Origin of the sequence: Thermoflexus sp. (assembly GCF_042408365.1) — a bacterium.
Lineage (GTDB): Bacteria > Chloroflexota > Anaerolineae > Thermoflexales > Thermoflexaceae > Thermoflexus.
The window spans coordinates 1-23,679 of sequence record NZ_JBHOQJ010000121.1 but is presented as its reverse complement, the minus strand read 5'-3'; the positions used below and the strand labels follow the sequence as shown (position 1 = coordinate 23,679).

21 protein-coding genes, 2 tRNA genes and 2 pseudogenes are annotated in these 23,679 nt (G+C 63.3%); 7 read left to right on the top strand and 18 right to left on the bottom strand.

Annotated features, from left to right (window positions below; all coding sequences use genetic code 11):
• Nucleotides 1–26: 26 nt before the first annotated feature.
• The 3 genes from ACFMO5_RS05245 to ACFMO5_RS05235 form a co-directional block, all read right to left on the bottom strand.
• Nucleotides 27–1,052 (bottom strand): ABC transporter permease, encoded by a 1,026-nt coding sequence (locus tag ACFMO5_RS05245; protein ID WP_376791701.1) that lies wholly within the window; start codon nucleotides 1,050–1,052, stop codon nucleotides 27–29.
• Between the two features lie 56 nt (nucleotides 1,053–1,108).
• Complete coding sequence (locus tag ACFMO5_RS05240; protein WP_376791700.1) at nucleotides 1,109–2,110, bottom strand: ABC transporter permease; 1,002 nt, start codon at nucleotides 2,108–2,110, stop codon at nucleotides 1,109–1,111.
• Between the two features lie 164 nt (nucleotides 2,111–2,274).
• Complete coding sequence (locus ACFMO5_RS05235) at nucleotides 2,275–4,020, bottom strand: ABC transporter substrate-binding protein (RefSeq protein ID WP_376791699.1); 1,746 nt, start codon at nucleotides 4,018–4,020, stop codon at nucleotides 2,275–2,277.
• A gap of 539 nt (nucleotides 4,021–4,559) precedes the next feature.
• On the opposite strand from ACFMO5_RS05235, the gene ACFMO5_RS05230 reads away from it, so the two are divergent.
• From ACFMO5_RS05230 to ACFMO5_RS05205, 6 genes are all read left to right on the top strand, one after another.
• On the top strand, nucleotides 4,560–4,916 hold the full coding sequence (locus ACFMO5_RS05230) for a metal-sensing transcriptional repressor (RefSeq protein ID WP_376791698.1): 357 nt from the start codon (nucleotides 4,560–4,562) through the stop codon (nucleotides 4,914–4,916).
• Nucleotides 4,917–4,930: 14 nt separating this feature from the next.
• A complete protein-coding gene (locus ACFMO5_RS05225) occupies nucleotides 4,931–6,505 on the top strand; it encodes a presenilin family intramembrane aspartyl protease (RefSeq protein WP_376791697.1) in 1,575 nt (524 codons plus the stop codon).
• Between the two features lie 140 nt (nucleotides 6,506–6,645).
• Nucleotides 6,646–6,960 (top strand): 30S ribosomal protein S6, encoded by a 315-nt coding sequence (gene rpsF, locus ACFMO5_RS05220; RefSeq protein WP_376791696.1) that lies wholly within the window; start codon nucleotides 6,646–6,648, stop codon nucleotides 6,958–6,960.
• A gap of 43 nt (nucleotides 6,961–7,003) precedes the next feature.
• Nucleotides 7,004–7,408 (top strand): single-stranded DNA-binding protein, encoded by a 405-nt coding sequence (locus ACFMO5_RS05215; RefSeq protein ID WP_376791695.1) that lies wholly within the window; start codon nucleotides 7,004–7,006, stop codon nucleotides 7,406–7,408.
• Nucleotides 7,409–7,636: 228 nt separating this feature from the next.
• A complete protein-coding gene (gene rpsR / locus ACFMO5_RS05210; RefSeq protein ID WP_376791694.1) occupies nucleotides 7,637–7,996 on the top strand; it encodes a 30S ribosomal protein S18 in 360 nt (119 codons plus the stop codon).
• Between the two features lie 90 nt (nucleotides 7,997–8,086).
• Nucleotides 8,087–9,277, top strand: a complete 1,191-nt coding sequence (locus tag ACFMO5_RS05205; RefSeq protein ID WP_376791693.1) for a SurA N-terminal domain-containing protein — start codon at nucleotides 8,087–8,089, stop codon at nucleotides 9,275–9,277.
• A 176-nt stretch (nucleotides 9,278–9,453) separates the two neighbouring features.
• Here the strand turns inward: ACFMO5_RS05205 and ACFMO5_RS05200 are convergent.
• From ACFMO5_RS05200 to ACFMO5_RS05160, 9 genes and pseudogenes are all read right to left on the bottom strand, one after another.
• Nucleotides 9,454–9,525 (bottom strand) — tRNA-Cys (locus ACFMO5_RS05200).
• Between the two features lie 2 nt (nucleotides 9,526–9,527).
• Nucleotides 9,528–9,599: transfer RNA gene (locus ACFMO5_RS05195), tRNA-Gly, on the bottom strand.
• A gap of 398 nt (nucleotides 9,600–9,997) precedes the next feature.
• On the bottom strand, nucleotides 9,998–10,690 hold the full coding sequence (locus ACFMO5_RS05190; protein WP_376791692.1) for a class I SAM-dependent methyltransferase: 693 nt from the start codon (nucleotides 10,688–10,690) through the stop codon (nucleotides 9,998–10,000).
• Between the two features lie 174 nt (nucleotides 10,691–10,864).
• Nucleotides 10,865–11,722 (bottom strand): flavin reductase, encoded by an 858-nt coding sequence (locus ACFMO5_RS05185; RefSeq protein ID WP_376791691.1) that lies wholly within the window; start codon nucleotides 11,720–11,722, stop codon nucleotides 10,865–10,867.
• 104 nt (nucleotides 11,723–11,826) lie between these two features.
• A pseudogene (locus tag ACFMO5_RS05180) lies at nucleotides 11,827–12,435 on the bottom strand (PhzF family phenazine biosynthesis protein); the annotation flags it as partial.
• Between the two features lie 526 nt (nucleotides 12,436–12,961).
• A complete protein-coding gene (locus ACFMO5_RS05175; RefSeq protein ID WP_376791690.1) occupies nucleotides 12,962–13,249 on the bottom strand; it encodes a DUF5676 family membrane protein in 288 nt (95 codons plus the stop codon).
• A gap of 725 nt (nucleotides 13,250–13,974) precedes the next feature.
• Complete coding sequence (locus ACFMO5_RS05170) at nucleotides 13,975–15,156, bottom strand: RNA-guided endonuclease InsQ/TnpB family protein (RefSeq protein WP_376791689.1); 1,182 nt, start codon at nucleotides 15,154–15,156, stop codon at nucleotides 13,975–13,977.
• Nucleotides 15,147–15,734, bottom strand: a complete 588-nt coding sequence (locus ACFMO5_RS05165) for an IS607 family transposase (RefSeq protein WP_376791688.1) — start codon at nucleotides 15,732–15,734, stop codon at nucleotides 15,147–15,149. Before ACFMO5_RS05165 ends, ACFMO5_RS05170 begins: the two co-directional genes overlap by 10 nt.
• Entirely contained in the window at nucleotides 15,734–15,898 is a 165-nt protein-coding gene (locus ACFMO5_RS05160) for a hypothetical protein (RefSeq protein ID WP_376791687.1), read from the bottom strand. Before ACFMO5_RS05160 ends, ACFMO5_RS05165 begins: the two co-directional genes overlap by 1 nt.
• A 75-nt stretch (nucleotides 15,899–15,973) precedes the next feature.
• Here ACFMO5_RS05160 and ACFMO5_RS05155 point away from each other — a divergent pair, with 75 nt between their 5' ends.
• On the top strand, nucleotides 15,974–16,381 hold the full coding sequence (locus tag ACFMO5_RS05155) for a hypothetical protein (RefSeq protein WP_376791686.1): 408 nt from the start codon (nucleotides 15,974–15,976) through the stop codon (nucleotides 16,379–16,381).
• 429 nt (nucleotides 16,382–16,810) lie between these two features.
• Here the strand turns inward: ACFMO5_RS05155 and ACFMO5_RS05150 are convergent, their stop codons facing one another.
• The 6 genes and pseudogenes from ACFMO5_RS05150 to ACFMO5_RS05125 all read right to left on the bottom strand — a co-directional run.
• Entirely contained in the window at nucleotides 16,811–16,966 is a 156-nt protein-coding gene (locus ACFMO5_RS05150) for a hypothetical protein (RefSeq protein WP_376791685.1), read from the bottom strand.
• Between the two features lie 65 nt (nucleotides 16,967–17,031).
• The gene (locus tag ACFMO5_RS05145) at nucleotides 17,032–17,478 is read right to left on the bottom strand and encodes a rhodanese-like domain-containing protein (RefSeq protein ID WP_376791684.1); all 447 of its coding nucleotides are present in this window, start codon (nucleotides 17,476–17,478) and stop codon (nucleotides 17,032–17,034) included.
• A 172-nt stretch (nucleotides 17,479–17,650) separates the two neighbouring features.
• Nucleotides 17,651–17,821, bottom strand: coding sequence for a hypothetical protein (locus tag ACFMO5_RS05140; protein WP_376791683.1), 171 nt, complete (start codon nucleotides 17,819–17,821; stop codon nucleotides 17,651–17,653).
• 924 nt (nucleotides 17,822–18,745) lie between these two features.
• The gene (locus ACFMO5_RS05135; RefSeq protein ID WP_376791682.1) at nucleotides 18,746–19,312 is read right to left on the bottom strand and encodes a hypothetical protein; all 567 of its coding nucleotides are present in this window, start codon (nucleotides 19,310–19,312) and stop codon (nucleotides 18,746–18,748) included.
• Between the two features lie 49 nt (nucleotides 19,313–19,361).
• Nucleotides 19,362–21,749 carry an Ig-like domain-containing protein gene (locus ACFMO5_RS05130; RefSeq protein ID WP_376791681.1) on the bottom strand — a complete coding sequence of 796 codons (2,388 nt, stop codon included), beginning with the start codon at nucleotides 21,747–21,749 and terminating at the stop codon, nucleotides 19,362–19,364.
• A gap of 1,719 nt (nucleotides 21,750–23,468) precedes the next feature.
• Nucleotides 23,469–23,679 (bottom strand): annotated as a pseudogene (locus tag ACFMO5_RS05125) (transcriptional regulator); the annotation flags it as partial.

Here is a 23,679-nt window from a genome sequence, read left to right as displayed (position 1 = left end):
CCCCCCATCCCTCCCCCACTTGTTGTTTACTGGGTGCCGCGCATCCGTGGATCCAGGGCGTCCCGGAGTCCATCTCCCAGGAAGTTAAAGGCGAACATCGTGATGGCCAGGGCCAGCGCCGGCGCCAGGGCCTGGTTGGGGTAAGTGCGGATGGCCTGAGCCCCTTGGGAGATCATCAACCCCCAGCTGGGGGTAGGGGGGTTCACACCCAGTCCGATAAAGCTGAGGAAGGCCTCGGTAGTGATATATGAGGGGATCGCCAGGGTCTCTGCCACAACGAGCGGGCCGATGATGTTGGGCAAGATATGGCGGAACATGATCCGGAGGTGACCGGCCCCGATCGCCCGGGCAGCCTCGATGAACTCCTTCTCCCGCACCGAGAGGACCTGCCCCCGCGCCAAGCGGGCCATGTTCTCCCACGCGGTCAGGCCGATGCCGACGAAGATGAACAGCATCCCCCCGAACGCGGCGTCGATCTTATACATTTGAATCCGTATCGCATCCCAGATCGAGCGGGGTTCCGTGGGGACCTGGCGGAAGAACACCATCAGGAGGATGATGAAGAGAAGGCCGGGGAAGGCATAGAGGACATCCACCAAGCGCATCATGATGTTGTCCAGCCGCCCCCCGAAGTAGCCGGAGATCAGGCCGTAGGTCGTGCCCACAATCAAGCTGATCAGCGGTCCGACGAAGGCCACGGTTAAGGATACCCGGGTGCCATAAATCAGGCGGCTGAAAAGATCCCGGCCGACATAATCCGCCCCCAACAGATACCGGTCGCTGATCCGCGCGTAGGGTTGCATGAATGGGAAGACCTTCACCATCCACGCAGGCACCTTGTCCCGATCCGTAAGGACCTGTTTGTCGTATGGATATGGCGCGATCAGCGGGGCGAAGATGGCCACCAACACCAGCAAGATCACGATCCCGGCCCCCACCATCGCCGCGCGGTTGCGGGAGAGCCGATAGAACGCATCCTCCCAGAACCCCACCGGCCGACGGGTCGGAACCGCGAGGGTCTCTGCACCTCGGCGCATTGCTTGTGTCGCCATCCTTCACCTCAATTCGATTAAGTTTACGTGTTGCCGTCCGGAGGACCAGCAGCCGGTTATGTGTATCGAATTCGTGGATCCAGGAAAGCGTAGGTGATATCCACGACCAAGTTGGCGATCACCAAGAAGATCGCATAGATCAGGATCGTCCCCATGATCACCGGGTGGTCCCGATTGGTGATGCTGGTGACAAAGTAGCGGCCTAATCCCGGGATGCCAAAGATCGTCTCCGTTACAAAGGTCCCGGTGACCAAGGCGGCGAACAGAGGGCCGAGCACCGTGACCACCGGGATCAAGGAGTTGCGCAGGGCGTGCCGGACGATGATCAGGCGCTCGGCCAGGCCCTTGGCCCGGGCGGTGCGGATGTAGTCCTCCCGGATCACCTGGAGCAGGCTGGCCCGGGTGAGGCGGGCGATCAGGGCGGAGCTGGCCAGACCTAACGCCACGGAGGGCATAATCGCATGCTGGGGGGTTCCCCACCCTGTGGGCGGCAACCACTTGAGCCAGACCCCGAAGACCGAGACCAGGATCGGCCCGAGGACGATGACGGGCACCGAAACCCCGAAGATCGCCAAACTCATCCCGAAGTAATCCAGGAAGGTGTTCTGGTTGAGAGCCGCCAGGATGCCCAGAGGGATCCCGATGCCGACCGCCACCAGGAGGGCGTAGACCCCCAGCTCGAAGGATACCGGGAGGTTTTGCCGGATGATGTCATTCACCGAGCGGCTGCGGGAGGAATACGAAGGCCCCAGGTTGATCCACAGGAAATAGCCTGGGCCGATCTTCCAGCGGATCAGGGCATCCTCCTGCAGGGAGGTCGGCAGCTTGGGAGAGTACCGAGGAACCAAGAGATCGCGCATATAGTAGAGATACTGAACGATCAGCGGCTTGTCCAGGTGATACTTGGCCTCGATGTTCGCCTTGATCTCGGGTGGGAGGGGCTTCTCCCGGTCGAAGGGACCCCCCGGCACGGCGTGCATCAACCCGAACGTGATGACCGTGATCACCCACAGGACCAAAAGATTCCACAACATCCGCCGCACGATGTAACGAATCATTCCGCTCCGCTCTCCCACGAGGATCTTGTCTACTTCGGAAAAGCAAGAGAGGCCGGAATGGGCAACGCCCGCTCCCCGGCCTCTCTTGTTTTACACCGACTCCGGATTTTCAACAAGGGGAGGGCGGCTTTCTCGCCGCCCTCCCCCGTGCCGAATCATCGGGATCACCGCTCGATGTCCCACTTCTCAAAGTGCTCCAGGCCGCCCAAGACCGAGAAGGTCCGCTTGACATACGGCTTGGTGAGTGTGACGCGGGTGTACCAGTAGATCGGGATGATGGCCGCGTCCTTAGCCACCAAGATCTCCTCGGCCTTGGCGTAGAGCTCGCGGGCCTTGGCCTCGTCGGTCTCCTTCAGCGCCTGATCGACCAGGGCGTCGAACTCGGGGTTCCCCCACTTGGTGTGGTTGTTGTCGGACGTGGAGTAGAACACGTCCTTCAGGAAGTTGCTCGCGTGGGGGTAATCCTGGCACCAGCCCAGGCGCCAGATCTGCGGCGGGTCCGTCTGGAGCGTCTTCAGGTAGACCTTCCACTCCTGGGTCTGGAGGCCGACCTCTACGCCCAGCACCTCCTTCCACATCTGCTGGATGGCCTCGGCGATCTTAATATGGCCCTCCACCTGGTTCACCCACAAGGTGATGGGCGGCAGGTTCTTCACATCGCCACCATACTTCTCGTTGAGGACCTCCTGGAAGAGCTGCTTGGCCCGCTCGGGGTCATACTTCACGCCGAGGTCCGGATGGGTCTGGAGGGTGGGCGCCGCCTGCAGGCCGGGCCGGGAGAACCACTGGGCCGGCTCCTGCCCGCCCTTGGTCACGTTCTCCACGATGGCCTTGCGGTCGACTGCCAGGGAGAAGGCCAGCCGCATCCGCGGGTCATCGAACGGCGGCTTGGTCACGTTGAAGCCGTAGTAGTAGGTGCAGAGGATCGGCGCGATCTTCAGCTCCTTGGAGAGCGTCGGATCGGCCTTCACCCGGTCGATCTCCGCGAGCGGCACACCGGCCACATCCAGGTTGCCGGCCTCGTACTCGGCGAAGGCCGGGGACTCATCCAGCATGCGGAAGACGATCTCCTCGATCTTCGGCTTGGGCACGCTGGGGATGTTATCGGGCCAGAAGGGGTTAGCGACCATGGTGATGTAGCTATCGTGCACCCACTCCTTCATCACATAGGGGCCATAGGAGTGATAGAAGCCGGTCTCCGTCCAGCGGTCGCCCCTCTCCTCGATCAGCCACTTGGGCTCCGCCCGCAGCATCCACAGGCCGGCGATGTTGGGGAAGAAGCCCACCGGCTCCTTCAGGGTGAACTGGATGGTGTAGTCATCGATCACCTTGATGCCGACCTGCGCCGGATCGGTGATGGTCCCCTCGTTAAACTCCGCGGCTCCCTCAATGAAGAAGGCCGGGACGTAGGCGTACTCGCCACCGGTCTTGGGATCCAGGGTGCGGATGGCGCCGTAATAGAAGTCGTGGGCGGTCACGTAGCGGACGTTGCCATTCTCGTCCTTGACCTGCTCCACCTCCTGGCCGTTCCAGCGCACCCACGGGATGCCCTTGCGGATGTAGAAGGTCCACACTTTGCCATCCGGCGAGGCCTCCCACCGCTCGGCCATCCCGGGCTCAACGGCAGCGGTCTCCTCGTTCTGGCGGGTCAGGCCCACGAAGGCCAGCTCGATGATCTGGATCGAGGAGGTATCGGTCGCCAGGGAGGGATCCAGAGTGGGGACATCGCCGGGACCGAGGTTCACCCGCAGCACCTTGCGGGGCACTGGGGTGGGGGTCACCACTTTCTCCACGACTTTCTCTTTCTCAACCACCTGGGGGGTTGGCGTGGCCGCAGGGGCACAGGCGGAAAGCACCAAGCCCACAAGCGCGACCAGCGAAAGCCACCACCAAGCACGTGAACGGTTCATCGCGCCTCCTCCTTTTAGCCTGCAAGATTGATTCTCGGGATGCAGCGGGGCCAGCGCTGGAACACATTACACTGGGAGGCCTTCTCCCTCCCCAAGCCCTTTGGCAGTATTAGTTATAGCAACTTCCGTGCATTTTGGCAAGAGGATGCCCTTTCCCTCGTGGAATCTTTTCAGGCGGTGCGGGCTGTCTTCGGGCGGCCCGCACCGCCTGAAAAGACATTTTTTGTGTGCAAAGCCACCGTAGCTTGCCATGCCCCAAAGGGCTATGAGGGGAGGAAGGGAAGACCTGCTGGGACATGCTCGATCATCGAGGGCTTGGCTCTCTTGAGGTTCTTCCAGTATGCTCGAGGCGAGGGGGATCCCTTCTGCCTTTCCCGAGCCAGGGCTGATCCGAGGGAGGCCAGGGTCGCCCAGCCACATATTGCTGGATGTGGGTTTCCGGGCCCCTTATCCTCCACTGAAGGAGCAGTTTAGGAGCGCCAGCCGGAAGGAAGTCGATCCAGCCCGAACGGCATAGCTCATGGATAGAGGGAGGCCGAATGCCGAAGCGTTCCGCGAAGACCCATGAGCCTGCGCGGGGATCGCTGATCCGGGCATCCCGGACGCCCCGCGTGCAAGTATATCTGACTCCAGAGCAGGAGCGCGCCCTGGATGCCCGCCTGGCCCGCATCGAGGGGCATCTGACCGCTGTCCGGCGGATGTTGGCGGAGCATCAGGATTGCAACAGCTTGCTCGTGCAGCTGGCCGCCATCAAGGCGGCGCTCAACCAGGCGATCATCGTCCTCCTGGAAAGCCACATGGACGCGTGCATCATCGCCTGCGCGATCGACGAGGAAAGCCGTACGGCCTTAGAAGGCCTGAAAGAGGCGATGGCCATCGTCCTGCGCAAGACGTGAACCCGGAGTCCCTAATGGATTGGCTGCAGCAGTTGTGGGCCTGGCTGGCGGATCCCAACGTGGCGTATCTGCTGTTGGTGGGTGGGATCCTGGCCGCCATCGCCGCCTGGAGCATCCCGGGGACCGGGCTGGCGGAGGGCCTGGCGGTGCTGATGCTGGGCTTGGCGCTGATCGGTCTCCTCCGTCTGCCGATCAGCGCCGCCGGGCTCCTGTTGATCCTGCTCGGAGCCCTTCTGCTCCTCTCCGAGATGTATCTCCAGAGCGGGGGGTATCTTGGCCTATCGGGGGCCCTGGCCCTGGGGCTGGGCGGCCTGTTCTTGCTTCCATCCGGCACCGGACGTCGGATCGCCCCGGTGATCCTGGTGGGAACCACGCTGGCCGCCGCGACCGCCTCCTTGGGTCTGGCCTTCCTGATGCGACAGCTCCGGCGACGCCCCCCGCTGCAAACCCCCGAGCGCCTGATCGGGGCGGAGGGCATCGCCCAGACGGATCTGGATCCCGAAGGGACGGTGTGGGTCCGCGGGGAAACCTGGAGCGCGCGGGCGGTGGAGGGCCGGATCGCGGCCGGCGAACGGGTTCGGGTGCTGGCGGTTCACGGGCTCCGCCTGCATGTCGCCCGCGTCGAACCGCCCTTAGGACCTCGACCGGCATCTTCCCCGGAGACATCGGATCCCCCATCCGGATCGATGGGCCCGGCCGCTTTGGGCGGCGGAATGGCGATCCTCTTGGCCGTTCACCTGCTGGGTTTTTTGGAATCCGGTCTGCTTTCCGGAGATCCCTCCCGACCCCCCGATCCCTCTCTGACCATGGCCCGCCAGCTCTCCGAGCAGCTGGCCACCCGCCCCGCAAGGGAACAGGTGCTCTCGATGATCCCGCTGGCGCTGGGATGGATCGCCTTCGGCCTCCTGATCGCTTTCCTCCTCCTGAGGCTTCGAGGTTCTCAGGGGATCCTGAGGATCACCCTATTTGGCGCCCTGGGATCGGCCTTGTTCTTCTCCCTTCGCCTCCTGATCCTCTCGCTCTTGGGACCGATCCCGCTATGGGCCCTTCCGATTCTGGGAGGGCTGGCCTTCGGTCTCCTCCTCTGGTGGCGCCGCCGACCCGGATGGGCGGTGCTCAATTTAATGGGTTTGTTGCTCTGCAGCGCGGCAGCGGTTTACCTGAGCTCCTTTTGGACCCCCATCGCGGCGGCAGCCCTGTTGCTGGCGATGATCCTTTATGATGTCTTGGCCGTTTACGTCTCCGGGCATATGCTCCGGTTGGCCAGCTGGGCGCTCCAGGAGCGCGTGCCGCTCATGTTTCTGATCCCTCTGACCTTCCCGCCTTCCCCATCCGGGGGCCCCACCCTGGCCATCGGGTTTGGGGACGCGGTCCTGCCCGCGGCTCTAACCTTTTCCGCCCTCCGGGCCCATCCCACCGAGTGGCCGGCGCTGGGGACGCTGATGGGCATTCTGCTCGGCCATATGGCCCTGGTCAGCTGGCTTCTCCCGAGGGGGAAGGGCCACGCCGGGCTTCCCTTCTTGGCTGGGGGCGCTATGCTGGGTTATGGGTTCGGAGCCCTGTTGGAGTGGGCGCTGGGATTCGGATAACCAGAACCGGGTCTCCGGCGCAGATCCATCGGCGATGAGCATTGCGAAATCGCCTGATCTGTGGTAGGATAGCCGTTGCTTTGCACCTTTCCGCTCCCGCCCGGAGCGGGGGCAATCCCATGGGAAGGAGGCGATTTTCCGTGCTCGTTCAACCGACGCCGCGCATCCGACCTTATGAACTGATGGTCGTTCTGGATCCGGAGCTGACTCAGGAACAGCTCGATCAGCTTGTGGAGCGGATTAAGAATGTGATCGCCTCGAACGGTGGGCAGGTCCAGGAAGTGATCCCCTGGGGCCGTCGCCGGTTTTGTTATCCGATCCGCAAGAGGATGGAAGGGCACTACATCCTGATGCGGGCCGAAATGCCGGCCCAGGCCACAGCGCCCCTGGAACGCACCCTACGGATCACCGAAGAGGTCCTTCGCCATCTCCTGGTCCGCTTGGATGAGAATTAAGCGTGCGCGGGAAACCTGGAACCATGGAAGGTGGAGTCCGGCAATGCGTGGGCTGAACAAGGTGATGATCATCGGGCAAGTGGGGCGGGATCCAGAGATGCGCTTCACCCCGAACGGACGTCCGGTCGCGACGTTTCCCGTTGCCACCACTCGGACCTGGATCGCCAGCAACGGCGACCGACGGGAGGAGACGGAGTGGTTCAATGTCGTCGCCTGGGGTGGGCTGGCAGAGGTCTGCAAGCAACGTCTTCGGAAGGGGATGTATGTATATGTGGAGGGACGGCTCCAAACCCGAGGGTGGGAGGATGGGGAGGGCCGTCGACATTACCGGACGGAGTTGGTGGCCAACGAGATGATCCTTCTGGGAGAAGGCCGCTCGGCTACCCAGGCGCTCAGTGAGGAGGAGGGGGAAACAGAGGAGGAAACCACGGAAGAGTTTCCCTTCTAATGCGGGGTTTGGAGCAGCGAGACCGTTTCTGGCCGCCCTGTCCTCTTAAAATCCTTTCCTTCCCCCTCCCCACAGAGAAGCCGAACGTTGAAGCGCCCTGTGGCCCCCGAGGCTTGTTGGAAGCCCTCGGGGCATGTTGGGGGCTGGGCATTTCTCGGGCTTTGTCCGCTCAACTTTTCTGGGGAAGGATCCCTCGCTGAATTCTCATAACTCGGGAGGTTTGCCTTGATGGAGGAGCGAAACGAGATGGAGATCCCTAACCCGGAGGCGGTGGAGGCCGCGGTGGAAGGGGCCGCGCCTGCCGCGCCGCCCCAGGCCGCCCCCGCGAAGGCGGCCCCGGCGCGCCGCTATGTGCAACCGCCGCGTCTGTGCTACTTCTGTGTGGAGCGCGTGACCATCGATTATAAGAACGTGGACCTGCTGCGCCGTTTTGTGAACGAGCGGGCGCGCATCAAGCCACGCCGTCAAACCGGCACTTGCGCCAAGCACCAGCGACGTCTCTCGGTGGCGATCAAGCGCGCTCGTCATCTCGGGCTCCTGCCGTTCACGGCGGAGCACGTGCGCAAGTACGGCTGGGGTGGCGTGTAGCGATTGGAAGCCTAACTTCGGGAGCCTTTGGATAGCGCTCGATCGTGGCTTCTGAGCGGGAAGGCGACAACCCATTCTCGTAGGAGTTGCATGGCCCGCAAGCCCACCAGCGTCAACCGTAAGGCCATCTCCCGTGTGGAACGGGAAGCCCGGCTGCAGCGATACCTCCTGTTGGGGGCAGCCGGCGTGGTTCTGTTGGCCGTCCTCGTCGTGGCCGGCGGGGTTTTCTACGAGCAGGTGATCTGGCCCGACCAGCCGGTGGCGGCGGTGGACGGCCAGCCAATCCGGACCCGGGAATTTCAGAAGCGATTCCGGTTCGCGGAAGCCTCGCTGCGACAGCAAGTCAGCTTCCTGGAGCGGGAAGTCGCCGCCCTGGACCCCAACGATCCCACCCAAGCGACCATCGCAGCGGTTTACCGGCAGCAAATCAACCAGATCAACCTTCAGCTGGAGGATCCGATCATCTTGGGCCGGGCGGTCCTCCAGCAGATGATCGATGAGCAGCTGATCCGGAAAGAGGCCGAACAGCGGGGGATCCGGGTCTCGCCGGAGGCCATCGATCGGGAGATCGAGCGGCGCTTCGGCTTCATCCGTGAGACCCCCACCCCGGTCGGATCCCCGACCCCGACCGCCACCCCCGGCCCGGGGACCCCAGAGCCCACCCCCCTTCCAACGGTCACCCCGATGTCGGAGGCCGGCTTTCGCGCCCTCTACATATCCCAGCTCAAGCAATGGGAGGCCCTGGGGTTCTCTGAGTCGGATTATCGAGCGCTGGTGGAGGCGGATCTCCTGGAGCAACAGCTTCGTGAGGCGTTCGCCCGGGAGGTCCCCACCCACGAGGAACAGGTGGACGTTCGTCTGATCACCGCCGAGACGCCGGACCTGGCCGGTGAGCTCTACCGTCGGATTCAATCGGAGGGCTTCGAGAGGGTGTTCGAAGACGTACAGGCCGGCAAGGTGGTGAGCGCCACCGCCGTGAACCTGGGTTGGACGCCGATCGGGGGGCTGGGCTCCTTATACGGAACGGAACTGGAGAAGATCGTTTTCGCCACGCCGGTTTCATCGACGACTTCGGTGATCACCTCGACGGTAGGCTATCACATTGCGTTCGTGGCCGGCCGCGAGGATCGCGAGCTGGCGTCCTATTATCTTCAGGCGCGCCAGCAGCAGGCGTTCGAGGAGTGGCTTCAAAAGCAGCGGAACGATCCTGCTCGGGTCCAGTACTTTGACTGGCAGACCCGGATCCCCCGCCGTCCCACGTCCCGCACCGCCCAGCGCTAAAGCACCCCTTCCCAGCGAGGGAAGAACCATCCTCGGGGGCTGGAGGAGACGGCCAAAAGCGCCAGCGCTGCTTAGGGGCGAAAGCCCCCCCGCCCTCTCGCCCAGCCTCCGCTTCGCAGACCTCTAAACTCCAACGCCCCGGGGAAGAGAACCCCGGGGCGTTGGAGTTTCAGGAGCGGCGGCGGTGGGCACCGAGCCCACGTCCGGGGCTTTGCAGACCCCTGCCTGGGCCGCTTGGCTCCACCGCCAGAGCGGGCGACGGGGCTCGAACCCGCCACCTCCTCCACGGCCAGGAGGCGCTCCACCACGGAGCTACGCCCCCCCCGGCAGTGCCGAGAGGTGGAATCGAACCGCCGACCCCCCGGTTTTCTCTGACCCATCCAACACGGACCGGATTGGGGAGGCCCGCCGGTGGGCCTCGCGCAGATCCTCACCCACCCGCTGGACATCCCGCCCCACCATCCCCAGCGTGCTGGGCCCCAGCAGGCGCCTTAGCGTCAGCGGATCCCCGCCGTTGCAGAGGTATTGAGCGGCGAAAGAACTGCCGCGAGGTAGATGACGGAGGCCCCCTTTTCGGGATTCCAGCGGCTTTGGGGGGAGGTGGTGATGGCGAAGAAGTAGAGGTGGATGGTGGAAGAGCTCGAGAGGAAGGGAATAAGTTTACAATCGCCGCGCTTCGCAGCGAAGCGGCGTCAAGTGGGAGAACTGTTTGAACAAGACTCAAGGCTTCTTACCGCGAACATAGATGTAAAAAATTGCGCTGCCCAAGCCAAAGTTTGGGTCATCAAGAAGATAAGTAAAGCCTTTGGGTTCCTCTGCTTTTGAAACACTTTGACGTCTCCTCTCCCAAACTCGACGCACAACAGGGGTCAAATCTGCCACCTCGGTTTCCACCAACCCCGCTTCCTCCATCCAGCGAAGGAAATCGTCCTGGGTGGCTTCGCAGAGATAATCCAGACCAATGTTCCGGAGTTCAGTGCGCACGTCTTGGGGAAGCGGCTTGACCACAATCACGTCCGTTAGTGCCATGAGGCCACCCGATTTGAGCACACGTGCCATTTCGGGCTGCCCAATCTCGGTGGGAGCGGGGGTCGGAAAAACGACGAATTCGCTCACCAAAGCGTCAAAAGTGCTGTCAGGGAACGGACTGCGGGTTTTCTCCGCTTGGTGAAACTCGACAATGCGCTCTAGTCCTTGCTCGTTCACCTGTTGGCGGGCACGTTCGAGGAGTTGTGGATCCAGTTCCACGCCGATGACTTTGCCTTTTTTCATCCTGCGTGCCAGCCAAAATGCGACATCACCGCCGGAACTACACAGAACAAGGATGCTTTTACCATCCAGCGGTTTCAAGTCGATCTCGAAGCGCTCCAACACGGGCGATAATAAGGTGATCTCCTCCTGTGTCCACTTCATTTCGTAACCCCCGGTGTGAAGCGCGGATGCCAAGGGCGCAGGCTCACGCTGCACCTCCGCCGCAACGCGGGGCGTTGTCGGCTGCAAATGCCTGCTCGATAACCGTCGTTCTTCCGATCGCGTCCACGCGCTGTTGGGCGCACGGAGCCACCGCCGATTGACCCGCTCACACGCTTAAAAAGTGCGGACCCAGGTCCTGACCGTATACGATGCACCCGCTTTCACGAATGGATCCTGGCGGGCCAACTCCTCGGCTTCCTCTTTAGATGCAGCGCCAATCACGTACATCCCAGTACTCTCGAAAGGGGTGTCGCCTTCGCTGGACTCATCGGAGAAAAGACCAGCCATTAGAAGCCGCCCTTGAACCCGCAGCGCATGCAAGAATGCCCCATGGCTCTGAATCAGGTCTGGGGCGACATGCCGATCCGGGGGCCTACCCACATGCACGACGAATAGCTTGTGCGCCGTCGGCCACTCCCGGTCGACCCTCTTGGCAGTGTCGATGGATCCATACGTGTTCTCCTCCAGGAAGAAAATCGGACGCAGGGAGAAGTATTGCTCCGGTGGCTCCCCCACCAAACACTCCGCATCGATGCTGGCCGCCACGATCTTCCCGAAGATGACGACTTCGTTCCCGTACTGCTTGATGCTTTCAAGCTCGCATTCCAGATGAGTCCGACATTCCTGAACGATGGGCGGCTTCACCTTTTGCGCGGGCACCAGAGTGAAGCCCGACTGCTGGATCCGCTCCCTCCCATAGGACCGGATGAGGGCATAGATCCGTTCGGCCAGCGGTTCGGCCGGGATGTTTATGACGAACTCCCCGGTGGCAGCGATATTCCGGTAAGTGGTGTGCTCGACGTTGCAACCGAAAGCGATCACCGGCCCGGCAAAGGCGGCCATCATGATCCAGCTCTTGGGCGCCAGGTTGGGTTCCCCACCCTCATCCACTGTCGAAACCACCACGATTGGCCCAGGCAACACCGATGGATGCCACGTGTGCTTCTCCGGATCCAACGCGACCTTTGGCATTCGCCCTCCTCCGTTGATGCCCAACGGCTCGCGCGGGGGGCACAGCGCCGAAGGCGCTGTCGGCTCCAGCGCCGGTTGGGCGGCCCGTGGTGAAGCATCCTCAGAAACGGCGTCAGGGCAGTAGCAGCACCCCTCATCCGGATCGATCCGACATCTGCCCGCGCGATTCCCGAGGCCTCGAGCGCGCTCTTTTCTTCCTCCTCGAGGTCACGGGCGCCCATAAGCACGACGTTTGCTTCGGGGACGGCGAGGAATCCGGGGATGCGATTCGCCAGGGCTCTCCAGCAGCGCCCCGTTGCCATGGCAAGCCCCATCCCATCGAGAAAGCCGCTGGCGGTTATTTCGGGAGTATTGAAGCCTGCATGACCATCGAACCGGACGACTCTGAATCCTCCCCTCAAGCGCTCCATGTTGGCTTTTGACAGGCCCAAGCCGACCTCGATGCGACCCGGCCGGCCCGTCTCCATTCCTTGTTCTACCTGCACCCGCACCCCTAGTTGATCTGGAGAAACCACCCCGTGCTTCACCAAGTCACAGGCCAGGGCCCCAGAAGTTGTCCCGCTGGCCGGCTCCTCATCCGCCCCAATGCCAGCGCAGAAATCGCGCACCCAGCCCGCTTTTTCAGAAGATAGCCCAAAGGCGCATACAGCATCTACTTCCAGGATACAGCCGAGCTGGGCCAGCGCTTTGAAGTCGGGATTTAACCTGGCCAGGTCCCTGATCTGCGAGAAGGGTTACCTGAGCACGAAGCGCGGTGCCGAGCGGTGGCGTCCGCTGTGCTTGGGAGGGACCGCTGGCTGCCCCGCCGGGTGCGCCTCGCGCTTGAGCCGGAGGAAACTCCGCAGCGCGTCACGGGTGACCATGCCCACCAGCCGCCACCAGGTCCGATTGTTGAAGTTGGACATTCGCCACTCGCGTGGATTTTGCCCGCGCGCGGCCGAACATGTCCTCGGAGCGGTCGACCCCGGTGTAGGAGCCGAACGGCGCCTTCGCAAGCATGGCGAGGCCAAGGCCAGCCTCCGCGACGCCCCACCATCGCATGCGCTCATCTGCGCCCCCGGCGACCCAGCTCGCCGCGCGGCCAACCACCCAACGGGAGGCGTAGGCGCGCCCGAAGATCAGCCCGAGCGCCCGCAGAAGCCTCCTGTCCGGCACGGTCGCTCCGCTCCCGTCGTGAAGCCGCGGGGGCAGGCCCAATCCAGTACGCGGCGAGCCCAACTGGAGGACCTTCGCGCCCGGTCACCTCGCCGCACGGGCCTCGGTCGCCCCGGCAAAGACGTTGTACAACGCCGCCAGCGCCAGCCCGATCACCCAGACGACGACCACCGTCGTCACCAGGCCGACGACAAACCCGGCGAGGGTGAGGCCCGGTCCGCCGGCGGCAAGCCCGCTTGGATCCAGGAACATCCAATTCGCAAGCAGGGCGACGTAGGCTCCCGGGGCCGTCAGGGCAAACACTGCGCCCAGCACATGGATGCCCATCGTGACTACGGCTAGCGCGTTGGCAAAAGGCAGTGCTTTGATCATCGACCGACCTCCATCCGTCGCAAAACGGTTTCCGACCGAAGCCTCATCGGACGCGGACCTTAACGCGGATCGGGGCAACCGCGATCCGCCGAATCGCCAGCGGCGCAAGCACCGCCGCGGCCGCCGTCACGCCGAGTCCGAGCCAAGCCACACGCGTAGGATGGCCACGAGGAGGTCCTCTCTCCCTATACAAAGCCGAGCAATCTGCAGCTTTGTATTTGTATAGGTACGCCTTGTGCAGGCTCCAACGAGCACGATCCCGTTGGAGCCGACGGCGACCTCCATCGCCGTCTGGCCGGCCCGGCCCCTGGTTCGGGCCTCCAATGGCCGGGCCGCATCCCGGCGTTTTTCCGTCCCACGGGCCGAAGCCCGTGGGCCCATACCGGGAGGAGTGACCCCACCTACCGGCCGCCCCGACCGGGGAGAGCGGCGGGCGGGTAGACAGAAAAACCCGCCCGTCTGACGGCTTCCAGCCTCGGAAGGGAAGCCCCTCCCGGGCCGCCTGGAACCGCCCGAAGAGCGCCCCCCACGCCCGCAGCGACGACCATCCTTCCCTCGGCGGCCGTCCGCCCCGCAGCGCGCGGGGCAGCCGCTCCTCGAAGCCCAGCGCCCGATGGGTGCAACCGTTCCGTGACTCATCGTCATCTATTTCACCCCGTGGGGTTCCACAGATGACCGGCCACTTCCTGCTTCAACGACCCATAGCTCGTAGACCGGTCTAGGGATCACCCGACCGTTCCGCCGCCAGAGGGATCTCCACAGGCGTGACTTCCCGGGGAACTCCCGGTAGGGCCGCTTAGGACGGCCAGCCCGTACCGCTTCAAGTTCAAGGCCGCATTCCGGTCCCGGTCCATCTCCAGCCCGCACCGGGGACAACGGAAGACCCGCGCCGAGAGGGGCACCTTGGAAGCGATCCATCCGCATCCGGAGCACCGCTTTGTGGAAGGGAAATGGGTGGGAGCAACGATCATCTTGGACCCGTACCACTGCGCCTTGTACCCCAGCATCCTCCGGAAGGTGCCCCAGCCCACGTCGGCAACCGAACGGGAAAGCATCCCTCGGGCCAGGCTTTTCACCCTGAGGTCCTCCACCACAATGACCGGCTTGGTCCTCGCCAGCCACGTGGTGGCCTTGTGCAAAAAGTCCTGGCGGATGTTCCGGATGCGACGGTGGAGCCGGGCCAGTTTCAGGGATGCTTTTTGGAAGTTTCGCGAGCCCTTCTGCTTGCGGGCAAGTTGCTTCGATCGCCGGCGAAGGAGGCGTAGAGATTTTGCCAGGGGTTTGGGAGCCTCTACCCTTGTGCCGTCAGAAAGCACCAGGAAGGAGGAAAGGCCCAAGTCTACCCCTACCGGTTCTCCTTCCCTCGGATGCGGGTCGGGCCTTTCTACCTCGCAGGTTAGGCTTACGTACCACCTGTCCGCCTCCCGGGCCACGGTGGCCGAAAGAACTCTGGCTTTTCCCTCTTTGAGGAGCGAAAGGAGCTTCTCCGTCCGCTCCTTGGTGCGCACCTTCCCGATGCGGGGCAGCTGCACGTGCCGGGGGAATACCCGGATGGAGCCGGTGAGGCGGGCGGTGTTGTCGTCCAAGTGCTTCTTCCTCTTGAAGTGGGGGAAACCCGTTTTACGTTGCCTCCAGTTTCTCAAGGCCCGCTCCAGGTCCCTAAACGCCTCCTGCGGCGCACACTTGGACACCTCCACCCACCAGGGGGCGTGCGCCCGTTTCCACTGATTCCATTCCTTGTGGAGGTCCCGGGCGGAGGGGAGGCGTCTTCCCTGCGCCAGCGCCTCCCGGCAGCGGGCCAGGCCCCAGTTGTAGGCGAAGCGGGCCGCCCCCACGTGCTTGGCCAGGGCCATGCGGGCGGCACGGTTCGGGTCCAGCTCCAAGCGGAAGGCCTGCGTTACCCGCATCCCATCGCCTCCAGGGCCCGCTGGGCCCGGTTCCGGACCGAACGGCGCCCGTACCACCGCCCGCAGGCAGAGGTGAGCATCTCCAAAAGATCCCGCACCAGGTCGTCCTTCACCTCGCCTTCTTCCACAATGACCACGCGCTGGCCTGCGGACGCTAGGGCTGCCTCCACCCTCTCAAACCCAAACCGGGCCAGCCGATCCCGGTGTTCCACCACGATCCGGCTCACCTGGGGGGCGCGGAGCACGCGGAGCCGCTTCCTCCGCTTCCCATTCCGCCCGGAAGCGATCTCGGCCACCCCCTCGAAGTCCACCCCACCCTGCTCCCGGGCGAACGCCTCCAGGCGCTGCACCTGGCGCTGGAGGTCCTCCTTCTGGTCGGCGGAAGAAACCCGTGCGTAGCGCACCGTGCGCCCTTCTGGGTGGGGTTCCTCCACCAGGATGGTGCCGCTAGGGAGTTGCCGGGCGGGCACGGGGAGCTTGCCCGCCCGGAACCACCGCCAGGCGGTAAGGTAACGAACGCCTTGCGTGCGCGCCCAGTCGGAGAGCTTCGTGACTGAAATGAATGATAACAAAAACATCAGCTGTTGTCAACCCTGCCAACCGAAAGGCCCCGCTTCCGGGCGACGACGACCCAGCGCTGGAAAAGCCGCCGGTTGCCGAAGTTGTGGGGGAGGCGGTTGAAGCGCCGATCCGTGTCGTGATCCTGGGCGAAGGAAAGCTCCTTCAGGGCGACCGGTTTCACCCCCAGGGATTCTAGCTAATCCATGATTTTCCTCGCCAGGTTGCCCGCGATCCAGTCCCGCTTCCCGCCGGTGGCATGGACCAGGTCCGGCACGCGGTCGGGGTTAAGGTCCATCCCGGCCATCGGGGCGGTGTCCTCCAGGGGGAACGAGAGGAAGGCCTCGAACCGCCCGTCCCGGCGGACGACACGGACGGTGTCAGCCTCCCCCCTCGTCCGGTGCCGGAGCAAAAGGCCCCGGTAGCGGGCGGGGACCTCCAGGCGGACGGGGACCCGGTCCTCCGGCCTCCGCCGTTTGCGGCCGGCTTTGAGGCCGGGCGCGGGTGGAATGCAGATATTGAGCCGGAAGGATTCGCTCGGGTCGTCGTAAACGATCTCGGCGCTGGCGTTGCCCTATTGGCCCTCCAGGCCCTTCGGGTTCGCCTGGCCCACGGAGAGGAAGGTGTTGGCGCGGAGCTCCCGCCACCGCTTGGAAACGGCACATAGTCGAAGGCGTTGAGGTCGCGCTCGATCGAGGTGAAGCCCAACCGGGCCAGGCGGCCTTTGAACTCAACCACCACCCGATCCGTCCTGCCCTCGCGGGCCAGCTGGAAGAGCCCGGCCAGGCCTTTGCGCTTTTCGCCGAGGCCCGAACCCTGTTCGACAACAACCGCAACCCTTGGCCCGCAAGCGATCTTGGATCGCCCAATTATCTCGCGGATCTCGGGGACCTCTACGCTTCGTTAAAAGGGATCTGTTCCCTTCGGAAGGCCTTCCGCCACCCACCGCCGAGGTCGGACAAGGGAGCGTGATCACTCTGATAGGCTTCGCTTTCCCCAACCGGTGGAAGCGGCGACGCCCTCGGCGCCCGGTTCCCGACACGATTGGAAACTGGCGGTGGAATCGGGAATCATCCAGCACATCCCCGAATCCGTTTCAGTGATTGGGGAAGCGGGCTTCGATGGGCTTCAGGGGGAAGAGAGGAGGTTTGAGCAAACGTTGGCCGTCGCGCTCCAACGCGCCGGTCCAGCGGGGGCGCGGCGTCGTGATGCCCACCTTCAGCGGCCCGGCGGCCCGCATCTCAAGCCGCACGATGGGAGACGAACGATCCGCAGGCGAATCGCTTACGGTAGATCTCCCTGAATGCGCTCGATCCCCTATCGGCCCTCCAGGGGGAGGCCCGCCTGCTCCCAGGCGATCATTCCGCCGTCCAGGTTCCACACGTTCGTGTAGCCCAGCCTGACCAGGGTCTCGGACGCGATGGCGCTCATCCGCCCGCTGCGACAGTACAGCACGATCTTGGCATCCTTATCGGATGGCAGTTGGCCCAGGTTCCGCTCCATCTCATTGTATGGGATGGAGAGGTCGGTGCCCGGGATATCGCCCTCAAAGGGGATGTGCACGTTGACGAGGAGGAAGTCTTTGTTCGCCAGCATGGTCTGGAGTTCGGCGACGGAGATGTTGGTGTAGAAGCCGCCCGGGACGGATACCTTCCGCCCGATCCCCCCAGCGCCCGAAGGGGCCGTTGGGGGAGCTCCGCCGCTGCAGGCGGCGAGCAGGAGGAAGATCCCCAGACCGAGGGCAGATAAATACAGTGGTTTCATCTTGTTACGGTCTCCATCGATCCCCATCTTGGCGATCCCGCGCGCGTCCCGGGGCGCGCCGGCCCGCGGCCCAGGGGTTTTGCGCTTCCCAATAGATGCGGGCAGCTCCGATCGGGCCCCGACGGCGGGCCGCCCCGATGGGGGCATGTCCCGCCGAGCGTACAGGCTTCCGTCATCGTCGCCGTCCTGTCGCGTTCGGCCGCTCGGGGCCCAGCCGCGAAGGCGCCGAGCCCGAGCGGAGGACCGCCGGAGCGATCCCCACGCCGCCGCCGGTCTGGGGATCGGCCCGCCGGTCGGTGCCGCCCCCACCGCCGAGGGCTTTTTGGTTCAAGAGTTGTTTCATTTCTATCCCCGATGGACCTTTCGGTCAAGCGGAATGCCCTGACCTCCGGGGCTTTTCAAAGCTCTACCCAAGACGGTAGAACAGCCAGGGCAGACGCTCGGGGCGTCCGGGAAAATCCCGCCAGGCCTTCGGGATCGACCGATCCCTCGATCGACGGTTGGGGTTCCACGCGCCGTTCCGAAGCGCTGCCCATCCCCAACCGATCTTCCGCCCGGGAAGGCAGCCCTTTGGATCGTTGACATCCCGGACCCGAAACCCTGGGTTCTCCATGGCCCAAGGACCCCGGAACCCCTCCCGCACCCGCTGGGAGGACGCGATCCCCACGGCCGCGCGGGATCTTCAAACGGCCACCGGCTCTCGAGGTGCACACGTCCTTCTTCGTCGCCTGTTGGATAGTCTACTGAGAGGACCCTGCCTTTTGGTCCTACGCAATGCCCGGGTGAGGGACCGCGGAATGGCGCCATGCGAACGGAGGCCATTGCTTGGGGGCCGGACATCGGGGTTCCTGCTGGCGAGCTTCTCGCGGGGGGCGATGTCGCCCATGGGGAAATCCATGGGTGAAGGAAAGGGCTCCTTGCCGACCACGGCCTCCGAGAAGTCACGTCCTATGTCCACTTGCCACCAGACAGCATGGGGGCAGTCCAGCTGAGCACTATGCGGATCGCGCCCGGCCGGTCCCTTCGGTGAGCGTCAGGCGCTCGCGGGGTGACGCTGCAGGCGGTGTCGGGGTTCCAGATCGCCCAGTCGCTCTGTTCACGGGCTTCGATTGCGGCTTCGGCGTTGGCTCAGGTGAAGAGGTTGCCGGACCAGGAGTGAAGTAAACGGTTGGCGTCTTGCCGGTACCGGCAAGGGACAGGGTAAGCAGTGGGATCAGGATGAGGGCCAGCGTTCTCATCCGAAAGCTGTTCGTATCCTGGGTTTCCGCTACAGGCGGTGCCAAAGGTCCTCGTCCATCCCGCGAATGCCGGTCTGCGCCAGCTCGGCTCGCACCGCGCTGAGATCCGCCCATTCTTGAGGGGTGAGCGGGGCCCTGTCGGCGCTCCGCTTGATGGTGCGAAAGATCGTCGTCAGTTTCTCTGCCCCCTCGGGGCTGTAAGGTATACTGAGCCACAGGTAGTAGGAGAGGGAGGGGCGGAAGAGCCTGGGGATGTCGATCAGGAACTCCAGAACGACGCTATCGCCGGTGTCTACCCCGCTCGTGTAGACGAGTTTCTTCTGGAAGGCGGTCAGCAGCGCCGATGGGGCGACGAGAGCCAGCGCCACATGCTTGATGAGATCCGCGTGGGTGATCGTTGCCCCCTTGACCTGGACGATCTCGTTGAGCCGCTTCTGGGCTTCCTCTCGGGTAAGCTCCTTGAAGCTAAAGCCCAGCTTCTCCAAAGAGGCCGCCAGCGGCTTCCGGACGATGAGGCCCAGCTTGAGCCTGCCCTTGAGCGCATCGATAAAGGCACGGGCGGCGTAGAGGGCATATGGGGAAAGCTCTTGCGCCATGAGGTCCTCCTCCGCCGAAAAACTTGATGTTCTCGCCCTCCGACGCTGGCTACCTGGGTGGCGTGAGGCGCCACGCCCCCTTCATTCCCTCCTGCATGCTATACACGACAAAGTCGACCGGCGATAAGTTCACCTGTCCGGGGATCAATCGGATGGCAAAGGCGGCCTGCGGCTTGTCCGGGATAACCGTAAACGGGTCGCGGAGAAGCGCATAGATGCGCAATTCCTTGCCATCTAGAGGTGATCCCGGGGCATGAATGATGCCTGATCCGATATCGGTTCCCATGCTGGAATACTCCTGAAGGGCGATCGGCTCCAACGGAAAACGCGCGCCGGGCCTGAGCCCGACCTGTTCGGCGATGGAGGCATTGCCCTCAAACGTTTTGATCTCCAGGGTGGCCGCCTGGACCGGTGTGGATGGCAGGGGGGACACTTTGTCCAGCAACTCCAGCACAAAATAGGATGGGCAGTCCCTGCCGATGGGGATGAAGTAGAGCTTGCCATTGTACTCGCCAATGACCCCCTGGCCGCTATGTTCGACGACACCTGGCGCGACTTTATCTGCCGACCAGCATTCGAAGCGCCTGCTCGGGTCGTTGGTCCTGAAAACGGCCTCGACGGTGGGTCCTAAGGATCGCCTCACGGTCCAGTAGTCCAGCGATGTTGGCTGGGCGGCGTAGATCCCGCCGCGCTGCAGCTTGGAAAGCGCGCCGGCGCCGTATGTGGAGTTCACGGAAACGTGGTAGAAGATGGCCGTTGGCGGTACTGGTCCGCTCTCCGTTGTGAAACGGAGCGTGTAGGGCTCGAGGGGGATCCCTTTTCGGTTTGTCAGACGCTGGGTCAGCTCGAGCGTATACGTTGTGTTGTAATCGAGACGATCGACCGGGGTTAAGGTCAGCCACATGCCATCCGGGCTCCAAGTGAAGGAGAACTGGCGATAGGCCTCTGGCGGCTGGATGGGGTATTCCTGAGGATCTTGGGACCGCGGCCGGATGGAGTCTGGGTCCATCGCCTCGCTGAAGAACACGCGGATGGGCGCTGTTACGCTGAGGATGCCGGTTGGCTCGACGGCTACAACCTTCGGACGGGGAGGTGGTTGTAAGAGCTTGAGCGTATCCTCGAGATACTTCTCATCCCTCGCCACAAAGCCCTTGTATTCTTCAAGAAATCGAATCAAATAATCTGTGCCTGCCTGGTTGCATACTATAGGATATCCGGTTTCGGGTTTTTTAGAGTCTGCCAGGTTTCTTATAGCCCGGTTTGCTGCGCTAATCGTTAACTGGGTCGCCGTGATCTGTTGGCTTAACGATCCGATGATTCCCGTCCTGTTGTTTTGGCGCAGTGCCGTCTTCTCTTCTGCTACATGTCTGAGTATATCGTCGGTCCAATACGCGACCTCGTTCAGTTGTCCGCCGCTGCACCAGTCCCAAGAAAGCTCGATATTGGCGATATCGATGGCGCCCAGGTCCGGAACAGTTAAATTGGCCGTTGAGAATTGGCGAGCGGAGTTGAGCCAGTCCTCGGCGACGCCTTCCAAGGCTTCCTGTAAGATATCTCCCAGGATGTCTTTCCAATCGGGGAGGAGGTCCATGGCCACCATGCCGGCCGCCATATCGAGGGGAAGCGTCATAAGGCCGAAGGAGGTCATCAGCAGTGGGAAAAGTTGCGCCTTGAGCTGTTGCACGTTCTCATTCCACCAGTCAAGCCAGTCTTCACCCCACGCGCCGCTGGCGCCGTACATTAGCTGGCGATAGTTTGTGTAAATGCGGTGGCGGAGCCAGGCTTGATGTTGTAAGTCGCTCTGCGCCATCACCTGCACCGTGATCGAAGCCGTCCTCTCGCCATGACTACCGGCGAAGCTGCCTTCGAACACGAAGCCATCATCGGTTTGCTGCATATAGGAGGTAGGGACCGAGCCGCCGATGTAACCGATGTCGGGGCTCACCACCAGCCGTAGCGTGTCCGATTCGCCGACGATGTGAACAGGCTGCTCGCCGCCCCACCACCCTTGGTCATCCACCAGCTTGAGGGAGAAGTATACGGAGGAATCACTCGGCACGGAATAACTGCCCTGCCAGCAGGCATCGCATCCGCCATCCGCACCGAAGGTTAGGGACTGTTCGGGGCTTACAGGTTGGTTGGGGCGGCCCGCGTTGGAGAAGGTAACGTACGCCTTGTAGTAGGGGCCCAACCAATCGGGATTGTTTCCTTTAGTGATCTGCGTGACAGAAACGACGATGACGCTTAGACCGACGTCGAAGGGCGGCGGTCGAACGCTTGGCTGTGGGGGTGGGCTGAAGGGTTTCGCAAGCGCTGCATCCGGTCGGGCCGTCGGCGTGGGGGGGAAGCCAGCCGCTGGCGTCCGGCCGATGCAACCTGCCGACAGCAGCACGATCAGGAGGAGAGGGAGCCGAGAAGCTGACCCCAAGCGGTTCATTTCTTACACCTCGAGATGAACGCGCGATTGGGCTACCCTTGCCGATCGCCTGACCTTCCGACACGAGTTCGGACACCCCCCTGGGCGATCCGTCCCGACCGCTTTTCGGTGGGTCGGAATCCCGAGAAGGATGCCGCCCCTGCGACCGTCCCTGGTGCTCGAGGGACCTCCGTGGGCGTTGCCCTACGGCCCTTCAGCGCCTGGTCCGAAGTCACGTCCGGAGGTCAGCTTCAGGTCTCGACGGCTATACTCCGAAGGAGCCGATGGAAGAGGAAGGGGATCGCGAACCTAGAACCCTCTGGATCTCTAACCCCTATCGCTGCTCCTTTCCGAGGCAGGAAGGAAAGGTCGAACAGGAAACCCAAACAGCCCCGCCGGGCTTGGCGGAGGCGGCGTCTTGGGGTATGCTGGAGGTGATCTCCGCGCCGTCGGCGCCGGCGTGGGGATTCGCCCTCCGGTCGGTGTCCCCTACACCGCCGAGGGCTTTTTCGTTTCAAAGGCTGCCTCGATTATACCCCCGATTGGCCTTCGGTCAAACGCCACCCCGCCGCCCTCCGGACAAAGCGCGGAAGGATTGTTGGAGACCGACGGCGGAGGGCTCTGGAGAGCCGTCAACAACTCCATAGAAGAGGAAGCCCCTCGCGCGGCCTTGCCCCCTGGGCTTTTAGGGAGCAGCACCGCGGGGCGACGAGCGGGCTGCTCCCCAAAATCGTGAGGGCCGCGAGGCCATCGCCTCGCTTTTCGGGAGCAGCGTCATTGACGAGGAGCCGGGTTGCTCCCCCAAACCGCGAGGGACAGCGGGGGAGGCTGCCCGGGGCGCTCCTCAGAGGGCCAGCCTCGGTGCCGAGTATTCTGTGAACCGACTCGGCCCTTGAAGCGGCGGGGGCTTTTGTCAAATCAAGTTCTTGAACGAAGAAATTATCTCGCGTTGCATCGGTCCGCTGAACCCCAGCCCAGGGCATCCGCGCTGACCTCTCCACCGGGGCGGCGGAGCGACCGCTTAGGCGGTGGATCAAAGAGCGATATCGAGCGATGTGGAGGTATAAGCAAGAGGGGTCGGCAGGGAATGCGAGCCGGTTTCTGGCATGGTGTGGGAACCATTTGGGGAGAGATGGAGCCGATCTGGCGCTGGTGCTAGGCTATGGGATTAAGAATAAGAATAGGAGGGTTATCCGGCTCTGCCACCGGGTTACTGATTTTTGAACAATCACTCAGTGCCGAGCGTTTTCTACCGCTTCAGGGCTGCCGCAATGCGCTGCCACCTGCCCAACTGTGGCCCGTACTCTGCGCCCGTCATAAAACTTAGAACTGAAATACACCTGACGCCGCCTTTCAACCACCATGCCGGGCAAGGCGACTGCGGGCAAAATCATCTCAACCAACCTGATAGCCCGTCCCCGCGCCATAGCGGAAGGACTTTGCTATTCGGCCTACTTGTTAACCCGCATACTCTGACCCATCGGCCTCGGGCCAGGCCAATCGCGCCGAGAGTGAGAGAAACGCTCAGGTTCGGTCACGGGCGGCGACGGCGGGCCAGGCGCCCCGACCGCAGCGTCCACGGCCAACCATCACCCCGCCAGGCGACACCCACAGGCGGGCGACACACAACAACAGGCGCGTAGCGCTCATCCCTCGATAAAGTTCAACTCATCTGCGCCCACCGTCCAGCATCAGCGGACGGCGCTGATGCTGGACGGTGGGCCACCAATCAAGATCAATTTAAGCCCGCGCGACGTAAATGGCGTGCATCGGGTCGCCTTCCAGACGATGGACCTGGACATCGGCGAATCCAGCCCCTTTCAGATACTCTTGCGCTACCTGTTCCCCCCACATCGTCCCCAGCCCTTCGCCCCCCTGCGCCAGTGAGACCGTCATGCAATGCATGACCGACACCCCGTACAGCGCAGGACCGAACGGGTGGTCCAGGTTC